Origin of the sequence: Mycolicibacterium elephantis DSM 44368 (genome assembly GCF_004014805.1) — a bacterium.
Lineage (GTDB): Bacteria > Actinomycetota > Actinomycetes > Mycobacteriales > Mycobacteriaceae > Mycobacterium > Mycobacterium elephantis.
In genome coordinates this window covers 10,825-34,350 of sequence record NZ_ATDN01000045.1, presented here as the reverse complement: position 1 = coordinate 34,350, position 23,526 = coordinate 10,825, and the positions used below count along the sequence as shown (strand labels likewise).

The 23,526-nt window shown below is 69.2% G+C and carries 19 protein-coding genes; 9 read left to right on the top strand and 10 right to left on the bottom strand.

Annotation, left to right across the window (positions count from 1 at the left end; all coding sequences use genetic code 11):
* Positions 1-16: 16 nt before the first annotated feature.
* Entirely contained in the window at positions 17-901 is an 885-nt protein-coding gene (locus MELE44368_RS21780) for an enoyl-CoA hydratase/isomerase family protein (RefSeq protein WP_128110419.1), read from the bottom strand.
* The gene (gene fadD4, locus MELE44368_RS21775; RefSeq protein ID WP_128110418.1) at positions 898-2,424 is read right to left on the bottom strand and encodes a fatty-acid--CoA ligase FadD4; all 1,527 of its coding nucleotides are present in this window, start codon (positions 2,422-2,424) and stop codon (positions 898-900) included. The genes MELE44368_RS21780 and fadD4 overlap by 4 nt, the downstream gene beginning before the upstream one ends.
* A gap of 118 nt (positions 2,425-2,542) precedes the next feature.
* Between fadD4 and MELE44368_RS21770 the strand changes: the two genes are divergently transcribed.
* Positions 2,543-4,144, top strand: a complete 1,602-nt coding sequence (locus MELE44368_RS21770) for a GMC family oxidoreductase (protein WP_128110417.1) — start codon at positions 2,543-2,545, stop codon at positions 4,142-4,144.
* A 100-nt stretch (positions 4,145-4,244) separates the two neighbouring features.
* Here MELE44368_RS21770 and MELE44368_RS21765 read toward each other — a convergent pair whose 3' ends face one another.
* From MELE44368_RS21765 to MELE44368_RS21755, 3 genes are all read right to left on the bottom strand, one after another.
* Positions 4,245-6,071: a phosphoenolpyruvate carboxykinase (GTP) gene (locus MELE44368_RS21765; protein WP_128110416.1), complete on the bottom strand. Its 1,827-nt coding sequence runs from the start codon at positions 6,069-6,071 to the stop codon at positions 4,245-4,247.
* A 188-nt stretch (positions 6,072-6,259) separates the two neighbouring features.
* Positions 6,260-7,705 (bottom strand): hypothetical protein, encoded by a 1,446-nt coding sequence (locus MELE44368_RS21760; RefSeq protein WP_128110415.1) that lies wholly within the window; start codon positions 7,703-7,705, stop codon positions 6,260-6,262.
* Complete coding sequence (locus tag MELE44368_RS21755) at positions 7,698-8,597, bottom strand: hypothetical protein (RefSeq protein WP_241566722.1); 900 nt, start codon at positions 8,595-8,597, stop codon at positions 7,698-7,700. The genes MELE44368_RS21760 and MELE44368_RS21755 overlap by 8 nt, the downstream gene beginning before the upstream one ends.
* Positions 8,598-8,856: 259 nt before the next feature.
* Here MELE44368_RS21755 and trmB point away from each other — a divergent pair, with 259 nt between their 5' ends.
* From trmB to MELE44368_RS21740, 3 genes are read left to right on the top strand one after another with little or no spacing between them, the layout of a single operon-like run.
* Positions 8,857-9,651: a tRNA (guanosine(46)-N7)-methyltransferase TrmB gene (gene trmB / locus MELE44368_RS21750; RefSeq protein WP_128110414.1), complete on the top strand. Its 795-nt coding sequence runs from the start codon at positions 8,857-8,859 to the stop codon at positions 9,649-9,651.
* Positions 9,651-10,349: an NYN domain-containing protein gene (locus MELE44368_RS21745; protein WP_128110413.1), complete on the top strand. Its 699-nt coding sequence runs from the start codon at positions 9,651-9,653 to the stop codon at positions 10,347-10,349. Before trmB ends, MELE44368_RS21745 begins: the two co-directional genes overlap by 1 nt.
* Before the next feature lie 46 nt (positions 10,350-10,395).
* The gene (locus tag MELE44368_RS21740; protein WP_128110412.1) at positions 10,396-13,401 is read left to right on the top strand and encodes a trehalose monomycolate exporter MmpL3; all 3,006 of its coding nucleotides are present in this window, start codon (positions 10,396-10,398) and stop codon (positions 13,399-13,401) included.
* A gap of 138 nt (positions 13,402-13,539) precedes the next feature.
* Here MELE44368_RS21740 and MELE44368_RS21735 read toward each other — a convergent pair whose 3' ends face one another.
* Complete coding sequence (locus MELE44368_RS21735) at positions 13,540-14,676, bottom strand: AI-2E family transporter (RefSeq protein ID WP_128110411.1); 1,137 nt, start codon at positions 14,674-14,676, stop codon at positions 13,540-13,542.
* Between the two features lie 86 nt (positions 14,677-14,762).
* On the opposite strand from MELE44368_RS21735, the gene MELE44368_RS21730 reads away from it, so the two are divergent.
* Together MELE44368_RS21730 and MELE44368_RS21725 are read left to right on the top strand one after the other, a co-directional pair.
* Positions 14,763-15,833 (top strand): lysylphosphatidylglycerol synthase transmembrane domain-containing protein, encoded by a 1,071-nt coding sequence (locus MELE44368_RS21730; RefSeq protein ID WP_128110410.1) that lies wholly within the window; start codon positions 14,763-14,765, stop codon positions 15,831-15,833.
* Between the two features lie 11 nt (positions 15,834-15,844).
* Positions 15,845-16,225: a DUF3054 domain-containing protein gene (locus tag MELE44368_RS21725; protein ID WP_128110409.1), complete on the top strand. Its 381-nt coding sequence runs from the start codon at positions 15,845-15,847 to the stop codon at positions 16,223-16,225.
* Here the strand turns inward: MELE44368_RS21725 and MELE44368_RS21720 are convergent.
* From MELE44368_RS21720 to MELE44368_RS21705, 4 genes are all read right to left on the bottom strand, one after another.
* The gene (locus tag MELE44368_RS21720) at positions 16,178-17,533 is read right to left on the bottom strand and encodes a sensor histidine kinase (RefSeq protein ID WP_128110408.1); all 1,356 of its coding nucleotides are present in this window, start codon (positions 17,531-17,533) and stop codon (positions 16,178-16,180) included. The two genes, MELE44368_RS21725 and MELE44368_RS21720, sit on opposite strands and share 48 nt — an antisense overlap.
* A 3-nt stretch (positions 17,534-17,536) precedes the next feature.
* Positions 17,537-18,205 (bottom strand): response regulator transcription factor, encoded by a 669-nt coding sequence (locus MELE44368_RS21715; RefSeq protein WP_206613836.1) that lies wholly within the window; start codon positions 18,203-18,205, stop codon positions 17,537-17,539.
* A 56-nt stretch (positions 18,206-18,261) separates the two neighbouring features.
* Entirely contained in the window at positions 18,262-18,651 is a 390-nt protein-coding gene (locus tag MELE44368_RS21710; protein ID WP_128110406.1) for a heme-binding protein, read from the bottom strand.
* 181 nt (positions 18,652-18,832) lie between these two features.
* Positions 18,833-19,399, bottom strand: a complete 567-nt coding sequence (locus tag MELE44368_RS21705) for a hemophore (RefSeq protein WP_128110405.1) — start codon at positions 19,397-19,399, stop codon at positions 18,833-18,835.
* Positions 19,400-19,687: 288 nt separating this feature from the next.
* Here MELE44368_RS21705 and MELE44368_RS21700 point away from each other — a divergent pair, with 288 nt between their 5' ends.
* From MELE44368_RS21700 to MELE44368_RS21690, 3 genes are read left to right on the top strand one after another with little or no spacing between them, the layout of a single operon-like run.
* Positions 19,688-22,600, top strand: coding sequence for an MMPL family transporter (locus MELE44368_RS21700; RefSeq protein WP_128110530.1), 2,913 nt, complete (start codon positions 19,688-19,690; stop codon positions 22,598-22,600).
* Positions 22,597-23,103: a helix-turn-helix domain-containing protein gene (locus MELE44368_RS21695; RefSeq protein WP_128110404.1), complete on the top strand. Its 507-nt coding sequence runs from the start codon at positions 22,597-22,599 to the stop codon at positions 23,101-23,103. Before MELE44368_RS21700 ends, MELE44368_RS21695 begins: the two co-directional genes overlap by 4 nt.
* Positions 23,093-23,482, top strand: a complete 390-nt coding sequence (locus MELE44368_RS21690; RefSeq protein ID WP_128110403.1) for a CoA-binding protein — start codon at positions 23,093-23,095, stop codon at positions 23,480-23,482. The genes MELE44368_RS21695 and MELE44368_RS21690 overlap by 11 nt, the downstream gene beginning before the upstream one ends.
* Positions 23,483-23,526: the final 44 nt, after the last annotated feature.

Below are 23,526 nucleotides of genomic sequence, written 5' to 3'. Positions count from 1 at the left end.
ACGAAGCACGCCGAAATCACACGATGGCGTCGATCAGGCCCCACCGCAGCGCGGTCGGCGAGTCGATGCGACGACCCGATAGCACCAGATACGCGGTGCGCCACCGGCCGATGCGCCGGGTGATGCTCACGGTGCCGCCCGCTCCGGGAATCAGCCCGAGGCTCAGCTCCGGAAGCCCGAATGCGGCGTCGCCGCGACACCGCACCTCGCCGCAGAACGCCGCCATCTCCAGCCCGCTACCGAGCACCTGACCGTGCACCTCGGCGCGGCACCGCTTGCCGAGACGCGCCGTCAGTTCGGCCAGCACCAGTGCCGGGCTGTGACGGGTCCGCGCCAGATGCGCGCTGGCGGGGTCGTCGAACGTGCCGAACTCGGCGAGATCGCCGCCGCTGCAGAACGACGGGCCGTTGCCCGAGAGCACCACCTCGCGCACCGACGAGTCGAGCCGGGCGACCTCGAGTGCCTCCAGCAGCGCGGCGCGGGCATCGGTGGAGAAGGCGTTGTGCCGTTGCGGGCGGTTGAACCGCACGTACAGGATGTCGTCGACGCGCTCGGCCTGAACCGGTTCGGGGATGACCACCGGCGCGGCGGGTCCGCGTTCGGCGAGCCAACGGGCGAACTCCCGACCCGACTGCAGCGTCGAGTAGGCCAGCGATTCGGTGATGACGCCGCCGTATACCGGCGCGGCCGGGTCGAGGGCGCGCAGCACGTCGTCGCACACGGCGGCGGCCTGAGGCCATCGCGCACACCGCTCCCGCAGCTCGTCGAGCGCGTCGGACACCGACGGCACGGTGATCACCCGGCGGTCATCACCATCGTCCTCAGACAGGGTGAGAGTCGCGTCGTCACAGGGTGATCCGACCGCGACGACGACACCGTCAGCGAGCTCGATGGGGGTCACAAGTACTTTTCGGCCAGCTCCCGCTTGAGCATCTTGCCGGTCTCGGTGCGCGGCAGCTGCGCCTCGAACGAGATGGACCGTGGGCATTTGTAGTGCGCCAGGCGATCCCGTAGCCAGGCGAGCAGTTCTTCGCCGAACTCCTCGGTGGCGTCGGCCGGGTCGACGGTCTGCACCACCGCCTTGACGGCCTGGCCCATCTCCTCGTCGGGAATGCCGAACACCGCGGCATCCAACACCTTCGGGTGGGTCACCAGGAGGTTCTCCGCCTCCTGAGGGTAGATGTTCACCCCGCCGGAGATGATCATGTGGTGCTTGCGGTCGGTGAGGAACATGTACCCGTCCTCGTCGACATAGCCGACGTCGCCGACGGTGACCCAGCCGTGCCGGTCACGGGACTCGGCCGTCTTCTCCGGATCCTTGTGGTAGACGAACTCCATGCCGTTCATGGCGAAATAGATCTGGCCCTCCTGGCCTGGCGGCAGCTCGTCGCCGTTCTCGTCGAGCACATGGGCCTCGCCGAGCAGCGGCCTGCCGACCGAACCCGGCCGCTTGAGCCACTCCTCCGCGGTGATGAACGTGATGCCCGCACCTTCGGACGACGAGTAGTACTCGTCGATGACGGGGCCCCACCAGTCGATCATCTGCATCTTGATGTCCACCGGGCACGGGGCCGCCGCGTGCACCACCCGCTTGATGCTGGACACATCGTACGAATTGCGGACCGACTCGGGCAGTTTGAGCATCCGGACGAACATCGCCGGGACGAACTGTCCGCTCGTGACCCGGTACTTCTCGATGGCCTGCAGTGCCGACTCGGGATCGAATTTCGACATCACGACGGTGGTCACACCCATCGCCTGTGCGGCCATGGTCCACAGGCACGGCGCGGTGTGGTACAGCGGCGCCGGGCTCAGATACACCGAGTCGCTGTCCATTTGAATCGCCATCAAGAGCGCCGACAACATGTTCGGCGCCTCCGACGGGTGGACGTGAGGCAGTTCGCGCCGAATTCCCTTGGGCCGCCCGGTGGTTCCCGACGAGTACTGCAGAAGGTCACCCTCGATCTCGTCGTCGATCGGCGCGGATGGGTGGTCGGCGACGCATTCGGGGTAACGCTGCCAGCCCTCGAGATCACCGTCGGCGATCATCAGCAGGCCAGGCAGTTCCGCCGGCAGGTGCGGCGCCAAGCCCTCACAGAGGGTCCGCAGCGCCTGCGAGCCGATGATCGCCTTGGCGCCGCAGTTGTCGATGATGTAGGCCGCCTCGGCCGGGGTGAGGTGCGTGTTGATCACCGCGTAGTACAGCCCGCAGCGGCGGGCCGCCCACATCACGGCGTGGAGGTGCTCGTTGTTCTCCATCAGCACCGCGACGGCGTCGCCCTCCACCAGCCCCGCTTGCCGGAAATGGTGTGCCAACCGGTTCGCGCGTGCCTCCAGCTCACCGAACGTCACCACGGTTCCTGCCGGGTGCATGATGACGGCAGGCTTGTCTGGCGTGGCCTCAGCATGTTCGCGGATCTGCATGTAATGACCTTACGACGAACGATTTTGACAGGTGTCAAGAGGCCTCGGCCGCCCGCCCCGGCGCGCTGCCGTAACCTGTTTGCTGGCGCGGAGCAAACGAGGAAAGGACAGCCCACCCATGGCCGAGTACGACTACGTGATCCTGGGGGCAGGCGCGGCAGGCTGTGTGCTGGCGAACCGGCTGTCGGCGGATCCCAACAACGAGGTGCTGCTGGTCGAAGCCGGTGGGCGCGACCGCAATCCCTACATCCACGTGCCGATGATCAGCGCCGCGCTGTTCGGCAACGACAAGTACTCCTGGGGCTACCAGCTGCAGCCGTTCGGGCCCGAGGGCCGCACCGAGACGTGGCCGCGCGGCAAAGTCCTCGGCGGGTCCACCGCGATCAACGGCCTGGTCTACAACCGCGGCGACCGCGAGGACTACGACGAGTTGGTGCGCCGCGGCAACAGCGGTTGGGGCTGGGACGACATCCTGCCCGTGTACAAGGCGTTCGAGGACAACCAGTTCGGGGCTTCACCGACCCGCGGGGCCGGGGGCGAGCTGCCGATCACCACCCCGCGCGACCCCGACCAGTTGGTGTTCGACCTGATCGACGCCGGCGTGAAACTCGGGTTGCGCAGCGTGCAGGACTACAACGAGTTCGACGACGAGCGCGTCGGCCCCGCCATGGCGACGATTTCGCGCGGCGCCCGCGTCACCGCCGCCAAGGCGTTTCTGCGGCCCGTGCTCAAGCGGCCCAACCTGCACCTGGCGCTCAACACCAAGGCACTCCGGCTGGTCTTCGAGCAGGGTCGCGCGGCGGGCGTGGAGGTGCGCACCGAGGGCAATGTCAGCCAGCTGCGGCCGCGGCGCGAGCTGATCATGGCGCTGGGCGCGCTGGAGTCGCCGAAGTTGTTGCAGCTCTCCGGTGTTGGCCCACGCGAGGTGCTCGACGCCGCGGGCGTCCCGGTGTATCTCGAGCGCGACAACGTCGGCCGCCGCATGCTCGAGCACTTCTGCGTCATCAACACCTACCAGCTCGCCGAGGACATCGGCTACAACCGGTTGCTGCGCGACACCAAGGCCAAGGGCCTGACCGCGCTGAAGTACCTGGCCAACCGCAAGGGGCCGCTGGCCACCCCGACCGGCGACGTGATGGCGATCTTCAAGACGACACCCGGCGTGGACCGCGTCGACGGCCAGGTGCTGGTGCGGATGATGTCGGTGGGTTCGGTCCGGCCCGACGCCCCGGCGGGTGTCGAGGACGTCGGCGGGGTGTCGTGCATGGGTGAGGTGCTGCGTTCGACGTCGGAGGGCAGCGTGTGGATCACCTCGCCCGACCCGGACGCCCCGTTGACCGTCGACGCGAATTACCTTGCCACCGAATACGACCGCGAGACCAGCGTCGCGTTGCTGCGCTGGATGCGGCAGTGGTTCGAGCAGTCGCCGATCGCCGAGAAGGTCAAGACCGAGAGCCGGCCAGGGCCCGACAGGCAGTCCGACGACGAGATCCTGGCGGGCATCACCGCGACCGGCGCGACCGGCAGCCACGCCGTCGCCACGTGTGCGATGGGGCCCCACGACGACGACATCGTCGACGACCGCTGCCGCGTGCGGGGTATCGAAGGCCTGCGCATCGTCGACTGCGCCAGCCAGCCCACGATGATCTCCGGCAACCTGATGGGCCCGACGATGGCGTGGGCGGGCCGCGCGGCCGAGTTCATCCTCGACGGCGGCTAGCCCGCGAGAAGACGCGAAAACCCCCAAACCACTGGGGATTTGGGGGTTTTTGCGTTCCGCTACCTGCGGGATGGGCCCAGCTCGGCAAGCAGACTGTGCGTTACTCCGCTTCGGAGAGGCGCTGCTTGAGGGCCTCGAACTCGTCCTTGATGCCCGTGGGCAGTTTCTCGCCGACGAACTCGAACCACTCCTCGATCAGCGGGATCTCTTCGCGCCACTCGTCGACGTTGATCGCCAGCGCGGCGTCGACGTCGGCCGGGTCGACGTCCAGACCCGTCAGGTCCAGGTCCCCGGCGCTGGGCACGATGCCGATCGGCGTGGTGCGTCCCTCCGCGCGGCCTTCGATACGGTCGATGGCCCACTTCAGCACGCGGCTGTTCTCGCCGAAGCCCGGCCACAGGAAGCCGCCGTCGGCGTCCCTGCGGAACCAGTTGACGAAGAAGATCTTCGGCAGCTTCGACTCGTCGGACTGCTTGCCGATGTCGATCCAGTGGGCGAAGTAGTCGCCGACGTTGTAGCCGAGGAACGGCAGCATCGCCATCGGGTCACGCCGCACCGTGCCGACCTTGCCCTCCGCGGCGGCGGTCTGCTCGGAGCCCATCGTCGCGCCGATGAACACGCCGTGCTTCCAGTCGCGGGCCTGGGTCACCAGCGGCACCGTCGTCTTGCGCCGGGCGCCGAACAGGATCGCCGAGATCGGCACGCCCTGCGGGTCGTCCCACTCGGGCGCCAGGATCGGGCACTGCGACATCGGCGTGCAGTAGCGCGAGTTCGGGTGGGCGGCCTTCTCGTCGGAGGCGGGCGTCCAGTCGCGGCCCTTCCAGTCGATGAGGTGTTGCGGGTCGCCCTCCAGGCCTTCCCACCACACGTCGCCGTCGTCGGTCAGCGCGACGTTGGTGAACACGGTGTTGCCGGCCTCGATGGTCTTCATCGCGTTCGGGTTGGTCTTCCAGTTGGTGCCGGGCGCGACACCGAAGAAACCGGCCTCGGGGTTGACCGCGTACAACCGGCCGTCCTTGCCGAACCGCATCCAGGCGATGTCGTCGCCGAGGGTTTCCGCGCGCCAGCCCGGGATCGTCGGCCGGATCATCGCGAGGTTGGTCTTGCCGCACGCCGACGGGAACGCCGCCGCGATGTAGTAGGCCTTGTCCTCCGGGCTGATCAGCTTGAGGATCAACATGTGCTCGGCGAGCCAGCCCTCGTCATGGGCGATCGCGGAGGCGATCCGCAGCGCGTAGCACTTCTTGCCCAGCAGCGCGTTGCCGCCGTAACCCGAACCGTAGCTCCAGATCTCGCGGGTCTCGGGGAAGTGGGTGATGTACTTGGTGTCGTTGCACGGCCACGGCACGTCTTTCTGGCCGGGCTCGAGCGGGGCGCCGACGGAGTGCAGCGCCTTGACGAAGAAGCCGTCGTCGCCGATCTTGTCCAGCGCGGCCGTACCCATCCGGGTCATCGTGCGCATCGAGACGACGACGTACTCGGAGTCGGTGATCTCGACGCCCAACTTGGGGTCCTCGGCGCCGAGCGGGCCCATGCAGAACGGCACCACGTACATGGTGCGGCCCCGCATGCAGCCCCGGTAGAGATCGGTCATGATGCCGCGCATCTCGGCGGGGTCCATCCAGTTGTTGGTCGGACCGGCGTCGATTTCGCGCTCGGTACAGATGAAGGTGCGCGACTCCACGCGCGCCACGTCGGAGGGGTCTGACAACGCGAGGTAGGAGTTCGGCTTCTTCTTGTCGTCAAGACGCGTGAAGGTGCCCGCCTCCACGAGTTGCTGGCACAGCCGCGCGTTCTCCTCTTCGGAGCCGTCGGTGAAGACCACCCGATCGGGCTGCGTCAACTCGGCGACCTCCTGGACCCAGGCGAGCAGCCCCTTGTGCTTCGTCGGTGCGGTATCCAGACCCGGAATAGTCGCTGCGGTCATCAAAATCTCCTGTGTACGGTTTCTGCCAGGACCCAGGCACCGAGAGCGCCGGCCAACAGGAAGGGCCGGGGAAATCGGTTGTCCTCCTATACGAGGTTATCGTCCGTGACGTGGCAGTGGTGAATCGGGAGGATGTCCGATCACTCACAGGAACGATTCAGAAAGGCCTTTTCGGCGGTTTTGCCGATTCAGTCGACGTCCTCGTGAGTTTTGTCCACCACCAATTCGGCGCGGACCGCATCGAGGGCTTGCTGCAGCGTCGGCAGCCGCTGGTCGCGCACGGCGGCGGCGCGGGCGGTCTGCAGGGCGTGTTCGCGCAGCTCGACGTTGATCTCGGCCATCCGGCCCTCGGCCGCGGCGCTCTCCGCCTGCTCGCGGGCGCTCAGTTCCGACGTCAACGCCGTTTCGGCCGCCAGTACGCGGCTGCCGACCCGTTCCTCGACCGCCGAACGCAGCGTGTTGGTGACCTCGGTGACCCAGCGGTCCATCACGGCGCGGTCCTGCAGCAGCCCCCGAATCCCCACCACCCACACCGTCACCACCAGCCCCACCAGCCCGCCGACCAGCAGGCCGACGACGGTCAGGCCCGGCGCCAGCCCGGCAAACAGCCGGATCACCATCAGCGCCACACCCAGCCCGAACCCCGCCCCGAGGATCGTCATCAGCTGCGTCTCCAGCCGCCGGGACTTCAGCGGCGGCGCCGCGATGTCGGGGGTCGACGACGGGCTCGGCAGTGGCGGGGCGGGCAGGTTCAGCCCGGCGGCCATGTCGCGCAGGTGAGCGGTGATCCCCTCGTCGACCTCGGCGACGACGTCGTCCGCGCGCCTGCGCACGTAGGACTGAAAGTCGCCGAGCCCGCGGCGGCCGGTCTGCGACGCGTCCTCGGCCAGCTCGGCGCGCACCGAGGTGCAGCGGTTGCGCGCGAAGTAGCCGAGCTGCAGGCGGGCCTGCTGCAGTTGGCTGCGCAGCGCGATGGTGTGTTCGGACCGCGCCAGCCGCCGGGCGCGCACCACCTCGTCCCGTTGGGCGCGCAACGTCTCGACACGGGCCTGCCGGTCCAGACCGTCGCCGTCGGCACGGTGCCGGTCGATCAGCGCGAGCAGCCGGGTCTCCCACGCGCGCAACCGGTTTCGGCGTTCGAGGTCGGGGTCGGCGAGCTGTCGGCGCAGCAGGTCCACCAGTTCGTCGAGGCGTGGCTCCCCCAGGTCGGGTGCGGCCGCCACACCCACCCATGACACGTCGGCGTAGCGCGGTGCCCGGCCGGCGAGCGCGGCACGGTCGGCGGCAAGCACGTCACGCCAGTTGCGGTGCGCGTCGATCTTCGACACCACACCCACCACCAGGTCGGTGTGGCGGGTCGCCAATTCGAGCAGCGCACAGTCGGATTCGGTCAGCGGCGCCACCGCTGAGACCACGAACACCACCGCGGCCGGGGCCTCGGCCTGGCCCAGCTCGCCGGCTTCGACGAACGTGTGTTCGGGCAGGCGTTCCCGCAGCGCCGCGACCAGCCTGGTGGTGCCCGCCAGCCACGGGCCGGTCACCAGCACCACGTCGCGGCGCCGCACCGCGGGTGGGCTCAGGCCGGGTTCGATCTCGGCGACCACGGCGTCGGCCGACGCGGCCGGATCACTCACCGCACCGCTCCAGCAGACGCAGCGAGCCCCGGGTGATGTCGGCGGCGCACTGGCGGTGCAGGGCGGCGACCGGGCCGCGGCCGTAGCGGCGCCAGTGCACGGCGCGGCGCAGATGCGCGCCCGCGTCGTCTCCCCGGTCGACGGGCACACCTGCGGCCTCGACCACGTCGACCGCGGCCGCCATGGCGCCGAGTACCGCGTCGTCGCCGGTCAGGAACGCCGCCAACCGTTCATCGCCGGACCGGGCGGCCAGCGCCCGCAACTCGACGACCGCCGTCCGGAGGCGCTGGTACCGAAGCGGCGCGCAGGCCGCGTCGATCTGCGCGACGACGCGATCGACCAGGCTGTGCAGGCGCAGCACCCCCGGCAGCGCGGCGGGCTCGGCGCCGTCCGCGAGCGCCTGCACCGCGTACACGATGCCGAACCGGTCGAGCGCGTCGAGCAGCCGTCGTCGCACCGACACCGCGACCGGATGGGCGCACTGCACGAACGCGTCGGTCGACGTCAGGTCGGCGGGTTCGTGCACAAGGGCCGACAGCGCGGCGAGCATGTCGTCCTCGAGCGTGACGACGGCCAGCAGCCCGACCATCGGCACGGTCGGCACGCCGGTCAGCGCGCGGCAGTCCGCGGCGCGGCGATGCGCCGTCGCCAGCGGTGCGCCGGCGCCGAACCCGGCCAGGTCGGCCTTGTTGAGCACCACCACCGTGGGCCGCTGCGACGCGCCGATCAGCGTCGTGTCCTCGGGTTTGAGCGCCTCGGCGATCACCGCGACGTCGACGTCGGCGGCGGACGCGTCGGTGACGGGGACGCCGGCCGCCGTCAACGCCGCACCCACCGTCGTGCAGCCGACACCGGCGCGGCCCCGCACGGCAACCGTCAGCGGCGCGGTCAACGGCTTCAGGATCGACCGCAGCCGCGGATTGCGGCTGGCCTCGGCGAGCTCTGTCAGCGCGTCGACGAAAATCTGGCGGCCTTCCCTGTTCCGGTCGGCAGGCGCCGCTGCGGCGGGCCCTTTCCCACTGATGATCGTGACACTGCCACGGGCACGGGGTTGAGCGGCAGTTGCCGAGGCTGTGGACAGCGGGCCGCATACCAGCCGAAGGCAACTGTTGGGTATCAATCTGTACCACGATGCGGGTACTCGGGCGGACATGAGCGACCATGGACGGATGCATCTGCCCGATGTCGCCGACGCCTCGGCTCCGGCGCCCGACGTCGCGCACGCCTCGGCTCCGGCGCCCGATGTCGCCGATGCGCAGCATCGGTATCCCCGGGTCACGAGCTTCCGCACCCGGCGCACGGCGCTCTCCGCAGCTCAGCAGGCGACCTGGGAAAGGCTGTGGCCGGAGCTCGGCGTCCATGCGCGCGACGTGGACGGGCCGGCCCCGCGGCTGGACACCGAGGCGTGGTTCAAACGCAGCGCACCGGTGGTGGTGGAGATCGGGTGCGGCGCGGGCACCTCGACGTTGGCGATGGCCAAGGCGGAGCCCGACCTGGACGTGGTGGCCGTTGAGGTCTACCGGCGCGGGCTGGCGCAGCTGCTGTCGGCGATCGACCGGGAGGGCGTGACCAACATCCGACTGGTGCGCGGTGACGGCGTCGACGTCCTGACCCACATGTTCGGCCCCGGCTCCCTGACCGGGGTGCGGGTGTTCTTTCCCGACCCCTGGCCCAAGGCGCGGCACCACAAGCGTCGACTGCTGCAACCGGCGACCGTGGCCCTGATCGCCGACCGGCTGCGGCCCGGCGGGGTGCTGCACGTCGCCACCGACCACGCCGGCTACGCCGAGCACATCGCCGAGGTCGGGGACGCCGAACCCCGGCTGCGCCGAGTCACCGACACCGACACCCTGCCCATCTCCGTCGAGCGCCCGGTCACCAAGTACGAGAACAAGGCGCAGCATGCCGGAAGCGACGTCGCCGAACTGATCTGGGAGAAGAGGTGATGAGCCTCACCGAAGACATCCGGCAGATCGAAGCCGCAGCGCCGCCCGAAGCGACCCAGTCGGCGCAGTCCACCGTGCGCGTCCTGCTGGTCTGGGACGCCCCCAACCTGGACATGGGCCTGGGCTCCATCCTCGGCGGCAGGCCGACGGCCGCGCACCGGCCCCGGTTCGACGCGCTCGGGCGGTGGCTGCTGGCGCAGACGGCCGAGCTGTCGGCCGGGCGCCCCGAGGTCTCGCTGGAGCCGGAAGCCACCGTGTTCACCAACATCGCCCCAGGTAGTGCCGATGTTGTTCGACCGTGGGTGGAGGCGTTGCGTAACGTTGGCTTCGCGGTCTTCGCCAAGCCGAAGATCGACGAGGACAGCGATGTCGACGTCGACATGCTCAGCCACATCGCGCTGCGCCGCAGCGAGGGTCTGGCCGGTGTTCTGGTGGCCTCCGCCGACGGGCAGGCGTTCAGACAACCGTTGGAGGAGATCTCGCGCGACGGCATCCCGGTGACGGTGCTCGGATTTCGCGAACATGCCAGCTGGGCGCTAGCGTCGGATACCTTGGAATTCGTCGACCTGGAGGACATACCTGGTGTGTTCCGGGAGCCGCTACCGCGAATCGGCCTTGATTCGCTGCCCGAGCAGGGGGCTTGGCTGCAGCCTTTCCGGCCGCTGTCCTCGCTGCTGACCTCGCGCGTACACAACTGAAATGCGCCGCGTCGTCTACAAGAACTTGTCAATGTAAGGAGCTCACGTGTTCGCCTGGTGGGGTCGAACGGTGTACCGATACCGATACATCGTCATCGGCGTCATGGTCACGCTGTGTCTCGGTGGCGGTCTGTTCGGCATCAGCCTGGGCGACCACGTCACCCAGAGCGGCTTCTACGACGACGGCAGCGAATCGGTGCACGCGTCGGTGGTCGGCGACGAGACCTACGGCCGCGACCGGACCAGCCACGTGGTGGCGATCCTCGCCCCGCCGGACGGGGAGAAGGTCGACAACCCGGACTGGCAGCGCGATGTCGTCGGTGAGCTGGACAGTTTCGTCGAGGACCACCCGGACCAGGTGGTGGGCTGGGTCGGCTGGCTGAAGGCGCCCGACGCCGCCAGCGAGACCGTCCAGCAGATGAAGACCAGCGATCTGTCGAAGACGTTCGTGTCCATCCCGCTCAAGGGCGACACCGACGACGACATCCTCAAGAACTATCAGGCCGTCGAACCCGACCTGCAGCAGGTCAACGACGGCCGGATCAAGCTGGCCGGGCTCAACCCGCTGGCCAGCGAGCTGACCGGCAGCATCGGCCAGGACCAGCGCCGCGCGGAGGTCGCGGCCATCCCGCTGGTGTGCGTGGTGTTGTTCTTTGTGTTCGGCGGTGTGGTGGCCGCCGCGCTGCCCGGGTTCATCGGCGGTCTGACGATCGCCGGCGCGCTCGGCATCGTGCGCCTGCTCGCCGAGTTCATGCCCGTGCACTTCTTCGCCCAGCCGGTGGTGACGCTGATGGGCCTCGGCATCGCGGTGGACTACGGGCTGTTCATGGTGAGCCGGTTCCGCGAGGAGCTCGCCGAGGGCTATGACACCGAAGCCGCGGTGCGCCGCACGGTGATGACCTCCGGACGCACCGTCATGTTCTCCGCGGTGATCCTGGTGGCGTCGTCGGTGCCGCTGCTGTTGTTCCCGCAGGGCTTCCTCAAGTCGATCACCTACGCGATCATCGCCTCGGTGATGCTGGCCGCGATCCTGTCGGTCACCGTGCTGGCCGCCGCGCTGGGCATCCTCGGCGCCAACGTCGACGCGCTCGGGGTGCGCACGCTGCTGCGGGTGCCGTTCTTCCGCAACTGGAAGCCGATGCGCGTCTACCTGGAGTGGCTGGCTGAGAAGACGCAGAAGACCAAGACACGTGCCGAGGTCGAGAAGGGCTTCTGGGGCAAGCTGGTCAACCGGGTGATGAAGCGGCCGATCGCGTTCGCCGCACCGATCGTGATCGCGATGATCCTGTTGATCATCCCGCTGGGCAGCCTGTCGCTCGGCGGCATCAGCGAGAAGTACCTGCCACCCGACAACTCGGTGCGCCTGGCTCAGGAGGAGTTCGACTCGAACTTCCCGGGCTTCCGCACCGAGCCGTTGACGATCGTGATGCAACGCCAGGACGGTGAACCGATCACCGATCAGCAGATCGCCGAGGTGCGCAACAAGGCGATGACGGTGCCCGGGTTCATCGCCCCGGACGGCGACCCGGCCAAGATGTGGCAGGAGCGCGCCGTTCAGGAGGGCGGATCGAAGGACGCGTCGGTGCGGGTGATCCAGAACGGCCTGGAGAACCGCAACGACGCGGCGAAGAAGATCAACGAATTGCGGGCGTTGTCACCGCCGCGGGGCATCGATGTATCCATCGGTGGCACACCGGCTTTGGAGCAGGACAGCATTCACAGCCTGTTCGACAAACTGCCGCTGATGGTCACCCTGCTGATCGTCACCACGACGATCCTGATGTTCCTGGCGTTCGGATCGGTGGTGCTGCCGATCAAGGCCGCGGTGATGAGCGCGTTGACGCTCGGCTCGACGATGGGTGTGCTCACCTGGATGTTCGTCGACGGGCACGGCTCCGGGCTGATGAACTACACCCCGCAGCCGTTGATGGCACCGATGATCGGCCTGATCATCGCGGTGATCTGGGGCCTGTCCACCGACTACGAGGTGTTCCTGGTGTCGCGCATGGTGGAGGCCCGCGAGCGCGGCATGTCCACCGCCGAGGCGATTCGGATCGGCACCGCGACCACCGGCCGGTTGATCACCGGCGCCGCGCTGGTGCTGGCCGTCGTCGCGGGCGCGTTCGTGTTCTCCGACCTGGTGATGATGAAGTATCTGGCGTTCGGGCTGCTGATCGCGCTGCTGCTGGACGCCACCGTGGTCCGGATGTTCCTGGTGCCCTCGGTGATGAAGCTGCTCGGCGACGACTGCTGGTGGGCGCCGCGGTGGATGAAGCGGATCCAGGAGCGCCTCGGGCTGGGTGAGACCGATCTGCCCGACGAACGGAAACGGCCGGCGGTCCGCGAGAGCGCGGAGAGCCCCGAGGCGCTGGTGGGTGCCGGCGCGCCGGTTCCACCTCGCCCGCCCGTGCGGCCGCGGCCACCGCACGACCCGACACATCCTGCGCCGGAGGGCCCGTCGCGTCCGGGGGCGACGACCCGGATCGCCGCGCCGCGCCCGGTTCCGTCGGGCGCGGGCACCACGCGGATTCCCGGCGCGCAGAAGGCCGACGAGCCGCCGACCACGCGAATCGCGATGGCCCGCAACGCCGTGCGCAACGTGGTCAACAGCGCGGCCGCCGCCACTCGCCAGGCCGCCAAACCGCCGGCTCCGCGACCGCCCGCCCCACAGGCGCCGCGAGAGGACCGCGAGATCGAGTCGTGGCTGGGCGAATTGCGGGGTACCGCAACACCTCCCGGCCCGCCGCCGGCGAAACCGGCACCGCCCACGGGCGGTGGACGGCCGTCGGCCGAGGCCACCCGCGCGATGCCGCGGTCACCGCGCGAGGAGCCCGGCAACGAGCCCACCACCGCGATCCCGGTGCAGCCCAACGCGTCGCAGGACGTCGAGGACGCCACGACGGCGCTGCGCACGCCGCAGCCGGAGACCTCGCGGGAGGGCGGCGATCCCGAGGCCACCGAGAAGATCGACACCCGTGAGGACGAGACGCCCAAGCGCCGCGGCGGCGGCGTGAGCGCCCAGGACCTGTTGCGTCGCGAAGGCCGCCTCTAGCGCCTGGCCGCTTCGCGCCGGGCCCGCCCAAACGGACATTCGGGCGGGAAAGCGCGAGAGGATTCCGCCATTTCGTCGGTCTCGGGCGGAAGGCCGGAAGCCCGGGAGGCTGGAAGGTCTGCGGGCCGCGGGTGTGCGCTACTCCGGAACGTCGTCGGGTTCGGCCTCGACCCGGACGCCTTCCTCGGCCGCCAACGCGGCTTCCTCGGCCGCCGGGTCGCTGGCCATCAACACCCGCACGGCGCTGTTGAGGAACGCCATCACCGGCACGGCGAGCAACGCCCCGATGATGCCGGCCATCACCCCTCCCCCGGCGATCGCGAGCACGATGGCCAGCGGATGGATCGACACCGCGCGCCCCATCACCAGCGGCTGTAGCACATGGCCTTCCAGTTGCTGCACGGCGATCACCAGACCCAGCGTGATCAGCGCGTAAATCCAGCCCTTCGCGATCAGCGCGACGATCACCGCCAGAAAGCCGGTGATCACGGCACCGACCAGCGGAATGAACGCGCCGAGGAACACCAGCGACGCCAACGGCAGCGCCAGCGGCACCCCCATGATCGCCAGACCGGTGCCGATGCCCACCGCGTCGACCAGCGCGACCAGGAACGTCGCCCGCACGTAGCCGATCAGCGAACGGAACCCGGCCTTGCCGGCGTCCCGCACCCGGTCGCGCACATGGTCGGGAAAGATCTGGGTAACGAACGCGAAGATGTTGCGCCCACCGTGCAACAGGAAGATCAACGTGAACAGCACCAGCAGCGCGCCGGTGACGATCTCGGTCACCGTCGTCGCCGTCGACAGCGCACCGCTGGTCAACCGCTCCTGGTTGTTGCGCAGCGCCTCGACCGCCGCGGTGCGCATCTGGTCGATCTGCTGGTCGCTGACCCCCAGCGGGCCGTCGGTCAGCCAGTTACCCACGCCGTCGATGCTCTGGGTCACCTGCTCGACGAGCGCCGGAGCACCCTCGATGAACTGGCTGACGACGAACGTCATGATCCCGCCGACGACCGCGAACCCGCTGAGCAGCATCAGCGCCACCGCGCCGCCGCGGGGCGCACCGCGCCGGTGCAGGAAGTCGACGGCGGGCAGCAGCAGCGCGGCCAGGATCGTCGCCAGCGCGACGGGGACGACGATGATCTCGAGCTGCTTGACCAACCAGAGCAGGCCCACGAGTGCAGCCACTATCACCAGCAGTCGCCACGACCACGCCGCGGCTTTACGGACGAGCGGGCTGACCGCCTCGTCATCCACAGATAGACCCGCGGGCATCCCGCTAGCGTAACGGCCGACTGCGTGCACCCGCCGAACGGCGATCGGTCCCGGAATCCGGGGCACCACGATCTACCCTGTAGGTCGTGTCTCACGACGCGACGGCGAGCGAGGCCCGCAGCCAAGGACGGCCCGCCGGCGGTAAGTACCGGTGGGTGCGCTGGGCGGTCATCGCCGTCTTGGTCGTCGTCCTCGCCGTCGAACTGGGTTTGGTGTGGGATCAGCTCGCGCAGGCCTGGCACAGCCTCTACACCGCCAAGTGGGTCTGGGTGGCAGCCGCGGTGGGCACCGCGATGGCCTCGATGCACTTCTTCGGTGACATCCAGCGCAAGCTGCTGCGATCCGCGGGGGTCCCGGTGCGGCAGTGGCGATCTCAGGCGGCGTTCTACGGCGGCAACTCGCTGAGCACCACGCTGCCCGGCGGTCCGGTGCTGTCGGCGACGTTCATCTACCGGCAGCAACGCATATGGGGTGCGACGCCGGTCATCGCGTCGTGGCAGCTGGTGATGTCCGGTGCGCTGCAGGTGATCAGCCTGACCCTGCTCGGCCTGGGCAGCGCGTTCTTTCTCGGCGCGCGACAGAATCCCTTCTCGCTGATCTTCACGCTGGCCGGGTTCGTCCTGTTGATCGTGCTGGCCCAGGCGGTCGCCTCCCGCCCGGACCTTCTCCACGGCGTCGGCGTGCGGGTGCTGTCGTGGGTCAACTACCTGCGCACCAGGCCGTCGGACAACGGCGTGAAGAAGTGGCGCGACACGCTGGCCCAGCTCGAGTCGGTGAAGCTGACCCGTCCGCAGCTGGGTGTCGCGTTCGTGTGGTCGATGTTCACCCTGGTGACCGGCGTGGCCACGCTGCTGTTCTCCTGTTATGCGGCCGGTGAGCGGCCCTCGCTGCTCGGCGTGGTGGTGGCCTACGTCGCCGCCCGCGCGGTCGGCTCGATTCCGCTGATGCCCGGCGGACTGCTGATGGTGGAGGCGGTGCTGGTGCCCGGTCTGGTCTCGAGCGGGATGACGCTGGCCTCGGCGATCTCGGCCATGCTCATCTACCGGTTGATCAGCTGGGTGTTCATCGCGGCCATCGGCTGGGTGGTGTTCTTCTTCATGTTCCGTACCGAGTCGGAGATCGACCCCGACGCGATCCCCGGTGCCACCCAGGCCTGATTGGAGCCCGCATGCCGCCCCGTATCGACGAGCAGACCCGCCCCGCGCTGACCGCGCTGGCCACCGACCTCGCCTGCGTCGTCGTGTTCTGCACCCTCGGCAGACGCAGCCACGCCGAGGGCCTGAACCTCGCCGGGATCGCCGAGACGGCCTGGCCGTTCCTGTCCGGCGCCGCGGTGGGCTGGTTGGTGTCGCGCGGCTGGCGCAGTCCGGCCGCCCTGGTGCCCACCGGGGTGGTGGTGTGGGTGTGCACGATCGTGGTGGGGATGCTGCTGCGCAAGTTGACAGGTGCCGGTATCGCGCCGAGTTTCATTGTGGTGGCGTCGATTTCGACTGCGGTTCTGTTACTCGGCTGGCGGGTCATGGTCGCGGTCATGGTCAGCCGCCGCTGACGCCGACACGGTCAGCGTGGCGCGTAACCCGCCGAGCGGACTGTCGGACAGCTCGATTCGCCCGCCGTGCAGCCCGGCCTGTTGGGCGACGAGCGCCAGCCCGAGCCCCGAGCCGCCGGGCGTGGCGGTGCTGCCCCGGGTGAACCGGCCCAGCACCGACCGATGTTCGTCGGCGGGAAGGCCCCGCCCGTTGTCGTCGACGACGATCGTCATCACGGCGTCGTCGCGGTGCGCGGTGAGCACGATCCGCGTCGCCTCGCCGTGGCGGATCGCGTTGCGCACCAAGTTGTCCACAGCCAGTCGCAGCCCGCTCGGCCAGGCCCAGACGGAGCCGAGCCGCTCGTCGGCCGCCACGGCGATCTCCACGGCGCCACCCGGCCGGGCGGCCTCACGCGCGACGCGGTCGAGCAGGTCGGTGACGTCGACGAGCTCGCGGTCCTTGGGCTGCGCCAGCTGACCCGACGCCAGCTGACCGAGGGCGGTGATGATCGCCTCCACGCGGCGTTGGGCGCGGGCCAGGTCGGCGACCACCTCCTGGCGCTCCTCGGCGGGCAGGTCGTGGATGCGCAGCGTGTCCAGGTCGGCGCGCATCGCGGTCAGGGGCGTGCGCAGTTCGTGGGCGGCGTTGGCGGCGAAGTCCTGGGCGGCCTGCAACGAGTTGCTGGTGGACTCCTGGGCGGCGGCCAACCGGCGCAGCATCGCCGCCATCGCCTCGGACAGGTCCTCGGCCTCGCGTACCCCGTGCACCTCGGGCAGCTTCTCGGTGCCCTTGCCGAGCCGCTTGGTGTGTTCGGTCAGCTTGCGCAGCGGGCGGATCGCCGGGCCCGCGAGCAGCCAGCCCAGCCCGCCCGCGATCAGCACGGTGATCACTCCGACCACGGCATACCACGGAATCCGCGAGGGGCTCAGCAGGATGCTGTCGGCCCTGATGCCCACCGACATCAGCAGCCCGCCCTGCTGCTCGACGGCGATGGTCCGCACCCGGTAGTCCACGCCGTTCACGTCGACCGTATCGGTGCCCGGGGGCAGTCGCGGCAGCTGGAACCCGCGCTGGAACACGACCTGCCCGGTTGACTCCGACCGGCCCGTCGTCAGGACACCGCGGCGCGGGTCGTCGAGCTGACCGGGCCGCATGCTCGCGTCGATGATCGCGTCGAGCCGCCGATCCAGCTGGTCCACATCGTTGTTCGCCAGCACCACCGAGGTGAGGACGGTGAATGCGGCGACGACGGTGGCTGCCGCGGCCGCTGCTGCCACCGCCACCCTGGTGCGCAGGGACGTGGAACGCAGAAACCGCGGCGCGCGCACCCGTCACGTCTCGTTCCGCAGCACGTACCCGATCCCGCGAACCGTCTGGATGACCCGCGGCAGCCCGTCGCGTTCGAGCTTGCGCCGCAGATAGGAGATGAACACGTCGGCGACGTTGGTGTCGACCTCGAAGTCGTAGCCCCAAACCAGCTCGAGCAGGCGTTGGCGGCTCAACACCACACCGGCGTTCTCGGCCAGCACGGCCAGCAGGTCGAACTCGCGCTTGGTGAGGTCGACGCGCTCTCCCTCGACGAACACCAGCCGGCGCGCGCTGTCGATCGTCAACGGGCCCAAGGTCATCGGCTGCGCGGCCTGTTCGGAATGACCCGACCGGCGCAGCAGGGCGTGCAGGCGCGCCACCAACTCACCCAGGTCGAACGGTTTGGTCAGGTAGTCGTCGGCGCCGGCCTCCAACCCGGCGATGCGGTCGTTGACGGTGTCGCGAGCCGACAGCACGCAGATCGGGATGTCGTTGCCCAGCGCGCGCAACGCGGTCACCACCGCGACGCCATCCAGCTCCGGCATCTGCACGTCCAGAACCAGCGCGTCATGCGATTCGGCGGACAACAGCCGCAGCGCCTCTTTACCGCTTGCCGCGACCCGGACGTCGAAGCCGGAATGGCGCAGACCGCGCGCCACCGACGTCCGGACATCCGGGTCGTCGTCGACCATCAGCACGGTGCGGCCCGCGTTGTCCTGCTGCGCGGGCGGCCCAGCCGGCACGCGGATTACGGAGTGTCGGCGATACCGTCACCGTCGACGTCGCCGCAACGGTTCTTCAGGTCGACCAGCGGCTGGCGGATATTGGTCAGCTCGGCCTTCACCTGCGGATTGTTGTTCAGGTACTCCTGGACCTTCGGGCGGACCTCTTCACGCGGCAGGCCCTCGAGGCTGGTGAAGAACCAGTTCACGTCGGGATGCGTGAACAGGTACGCCGACGTCGCGGCCGAGACGCCGGAGGCCACCCCGGCCAGATCGGCCGCGGTGCAGTTCGGCGGTGCGTCGGCCAGTGCCGACGGCGCCACGGTCGCAGCACCGAACAACATCGCACCGGCGATCGCGCCGGTGCCGACCGCGCCAGCTACTGCACGTCGCGCAGAACGGGCCGAGAGCAACATGGGCAAGCTCCTTCATCGGAAGTGGGGTGGCCGTAACCGCGGGCGGTTACCGACATGGACCAACGCTAAAAAGCTAAGCAGAATGTCCGCTGACTTTCCTGTCTTGTGGCCAACCGGGCGCAAGAAAGTCTGAAATCGCAGTTCAGGGTCCCACCTGCGCAGGCACTCGCGTCGCCTGCGGCTACGGCAAGCCCGCGATCGGCGCGGTCGGCGCCCGGCCCGATCCCGGCGTGACCGACGACGCCGCCGGCGATCGCACCGCCGCCGACGTCTCGGGCAGCCCGGCGTTGTGCGCCGTCGGCAGCGCTCCTGGCAAACTCGCCTGCGGCTGCTGCACGGACTGCTGTGCCTGCTGCAGCAGGCCCATCATCTGGGGCAGCGTGAGCGGTAGCTTGCATCGGCTGGACAGCGACGCCAGCGGCTGCTGCAGCTGTTGCATCTCCTTGGCCACCTTGGGGTTGGCGTCGAAGTACGCCTTGACCGCCCCCAGCGACTGCGGCCCAGCCTGCTGCTGCGAGATCGTGGTCAACGCCTGGTTGGTCTGCGGGTGCTCGTCGAGATAGTCGCCGATCGAGGTGGCGACCGACCCGATGGTCTTGGCGACCTCGCTGGCGGCGCACGGGTCCGCGGCGGCCGTGGCCGACGGGGCCGACGGCACCGTCAGCCCGGCTGCCGCGACGCCTCCGACGGCGGTCGCTGCGAACACGGCGGTGAGGCTGCGTCGCAGCACACGGTGGCTCGGTCTCATGGGCACTCCTAACGGCTTCGCGAACGTTTGCGCTGCCTCGCGAACAGCTGCGATCGGCGGCGATGGTGTCCCCCGACGACAAGGCCACCGAAAAGGCGGCGAAAAGGGCGGCGATCCTGCCAGCGCACATACTGCCATCTGCTCGCCCGCGGCGTCCGAAGGGCAGGATTAGAGCCCCTTAAAACGTTGCTGGCAGGTTCCTCGCCCGAACGCGCAATACCACAAGCTGCTGTACGCTCACGCTAGCGAAACGCCGTGCGGAATGGGGAGTTCACCATCCAGCAGTTAATGATGCGCTTGAGCAGCACCCTGCGCAGATATCGCTGGGCGGTGTTCGCGGCCTGGTTGCTTCTTCTGGTGCCCTCGATCTATCTCGGGCTGACCCACGGCGGTCAACTGACCGGCGGCGGGTTCGAGGTCGAAGGCTCGCAGTCGCTGCGCGTGCAGCGCGAGCTCGAGCAGCACTTCCCCGACCAGGGCGCCTCGCCGTTGGCGCTGGTCGCGGCCCCGCGGGCCGACGCGTCGTATGAGGACATGAACCTCGCGGTAGCCCACCTGGAGCGGGTGGCCGCCGAGGTGCCCAGCGTCACCGTGGCCCCCACCCCGCAACAGCCGCCGCCGCAGCCGGACCGGCCCTACGTCATCACGCTGCAACTCGACTTCGACAACACCGGCGCCGTCGACGTCGCCAAACAGCTGCGCCAGAAGGTGGGCATCGACGGCGAGGAGCCCGGCGAGATCGCCGACGGCAAGGTCAGGCTGTACGTCATCGGCCAGGGCGCACTGGGCGCCGCAGCGTCGCAGGCGACCAAGCACGACATCGCTCAGGCCGAGCGGTGGAACCTTCCGATCGTCCTGATCGTCTTGCTCGCGGTGTTCGGCTCGCTGGCCGCCGCGGCCATGCCGCTGCTGCTGGGCATCTGCACGGTCGTGGTCACCATGGGCCTGGTCTATCTGCTGTCGATGTTCACCACGATGTCGGTGTTCGTCACGTCGACGGTGTCCATGTTCGGCATCGCCGTGGCCATCGACTACTCGCTGTTCATCCTCATGCGGTTCCGCGAGGAACTGCGCGCCGGCCGGGATCCCGACCAGGCCGCCGACGCCGCGATGGCCACCTCCGGGTTGGCCGTGGTGCTGTCGGGTCTGACGGTGATCGCCTCGGTGACGGGCATCTATCTGATCGCGACCCCGGTGCTGGTCTCGATGGCCACCGGGGCGATCCTCGCGGTCGCGGTGGCCGTGCTGACCTCGACGACGCTGACGCCTGCCGTGCTGGCGACGTTCGGGCGCGCGGCGGCCAAGCGCTCGTCGTACCTGCACTGGTCCCGCAGGCCGGAGACCACCCAGTCGCGGTTCTGGACCCGCTGGACCGGCGCGGTGATGCGACGTCCGTGGCTGTCGGCGTTGGCGGCCTCGGCGTTGCTGCTGATTTTGGCGTTCCCTGCGTTCTCAATGGTGCTGGGCAACAGCATGCAGCGTCAGTTCGAGCCGACGCACGAGATCCGCGGCGGCGTGAACGCCGCGGCCGAGGCGCTGGGACCCGGCGCGCTGGGCCCGGTGCGGGTCCTGGTGAGCTTCCCGGACGGCAACGCGGCTTCGGCGCCGTCCAAAGAACCGCTTCTCGACGCCATCCGGCAGCAGATGGCGAAGGGCCCCAACGTCGTATCGGTTTCCGCGCCGGTGTTCGGTGAGGACTATCGCCATGCCCTGCTCTCGGCCGTGCTTTCCGTCGACCCCGAGGACATGGCTGCCCGCGACGCGGTCGACTGGATGCGTGCGGAGCTTCCGCGAACGCCGGGACTTGACGGCGCCCGGATCGACGTGGGCGGGCCGACGGCGCTGATCAAGGACTTCGACGACCGGGTGTCGGCGATCCAGCCGCTGGTGTTCGTGTTCGTGGCGTTGATCGCGTTCGTGATGCTGCTGGTGGCGATCCGCTCCCCGGTGCTGGCCATCAAGGGCGTGCTGATGACGGTGCTGTCGGTGGCGGCGGCCTACGGCAGCCTGGTCGCGGTGTTCCAGTGGGGCTGGCTGGAGGTGCTCGGCTTCGAGCGGCTCTCGTCGCTGGACAGCACCATTCCGCCGCTGGTGTTGGCGATCGCCTTCGGCCTGTCGATGGACTACGAGATCTTCCTGCTGACCCGGATCCGCGAGCGGTACCTGCAGACCCACAACACCCGCGACGCCGTCGCGTACGGGGTCAGCACCAGCGCCCGCACCATCACCAGCGCCGCGCTGATCATGATCGCGGTGTTCATCGGGTTCGCGTTCGCCGGCATGCCGCTGGTGGCCCAGCTCGGGGTGGCGTGCGCGGTGGCCATCGCCGTCGACGCGACCGTGGTGCGGCTGGTTCTGGTGCCCGCATTGATGGCGATGTTCGACGAGTGGAACTGGTGGCTGCCCCGCTGGTTGGACCGGATCCTGCCGTCGGTGGACTTCGAGAAGCCGCTGCCCAAGGTCGAGGCCCCCGATCTCGTCATCATCCCCGACGACATCTCCTCGCTCGGCCCGTCCGGATCGGACCTGCGCATGGTGGTCAAGTCCGCGGCTCGCCTGAAAACACTTGCGCCCCAAGCAGTTACCGTGGCCGACCCGCTGGCGCTCAGCGGCTGTGAGCCCGTCACCACCAAACTGCGCACCGCCGAGGGGCTCAACGGTGGCCATCGCAACGGCGCGGGCACCAAGACCGCGACCAGGATACTGGCGCCCGCGACGTTGCCGGTGCATCCGGTGACGGTGTGGCGGGGCAGGCTCGCGGTCGCGCTCGACGCGCTCGAGGCGGCCTCGGATTACGAGGGCGCTCCGCTCAAGCGGTCCCGGCCGGTGGAGACCACCAACGTTCAGCTGCCGACCGGTGATCGACTCCAGATACCCACCGGCGCCGAGACATTGCGGTTGAAGGGCTACCTGATCATGTGCCGGAACACCGCACGTGACTTCGCCGAGTTCGCCGAACTGGCCGACGCGTTGGAGATTCGAACGGCCGCACTGGTGCTGGCGGAGATGGACCGGTACTACGCTGGAGAGCAGGCAAGAGAGCAATGGGTGGCCACCCAGTTGGTGCGCCGGCTGGCCGACCCCCGACCCTCGGATGAGGACGACACCCGGGCGTCGGGCCCTGAGGCAGAGGCCGAGTGGGCCAGGGTCAGGCAGCGTTGCCTCTCGGTGGCCGTGGCGATGCTGGAGGAGGCGAGGTGACAGTGACTTCCGAGATCCGGGACGACAGCCGCGAGACTGCCTCCGACGGTCCGCAGCGCCCGGTGTTCGACGATCGGCCGGTGGAGTTCTGGCCGACCGCTGCGATCCGCGCCGCGTTGGAGACCGACGACCTCGCCGTCTGGCAGCGCATCGTCGCGGCGATCAAGCGCGACCCGTTCGGCCGCACCGCGCGCCAGGTCGAGGAGGTGCTCGAAACCGCTCGCCCCTACGGGCTTTCCAAGGCGCTCACCGAGGTGCTCAGCCGCACCCGCGAACACATGGAGGCCAACGAGCGCGCCGAGGTCGCCCGCCACATCCGTGCGCTGCTGGAGAAGTCCGGCCTCGGTCAACAGGAGTTCGCGTCGCGGATCGGTGTGCCCAACGCCGATTTCAGCACGTATCTGCGCGGCGAGGTCAGCCCGACGGCGTCGCTGATGGTGCGGATGAGCAAGCTCGCGGATCGATTCGCCAAGATGCGGTCAGCGCGGGCCGATGGATCTTGAGGAGATCCTGCGGAAGACCCGCACGGTGGCGATCGTGGGCGCCTCGGCGAACCCGGCCAGGGCGAGCCACGAGGTGTGGACGTATCTGAAGTCGGCCGGCGATTACGAGCTGTATCTGGTCAACCCGACGATCACTGAAGTCGACGGCACCCCGGTCTATCCGTCGCTTGCCGACCTGCCCGTGGTACCCGATCTCGTCGATGTGTTTCGCCGCCGTGAGCATCTGCCCTCGGTGCTCGAGGACACCATCGCCGTTGGCGCGAAGGTGCTGTGGCTGCAACTGGGCCTGCGCGACGAGCAGGTGGCCCGCGACGGTGCGGCGGCCGGCCTGCAGGTGGTGATGGACCGTTGCCTGAAGGTCGAGCATGCCCGCCGGTGATTTGTGTGCGTTCAGGCGCGCTGATGACCGCAACCGAACGCACA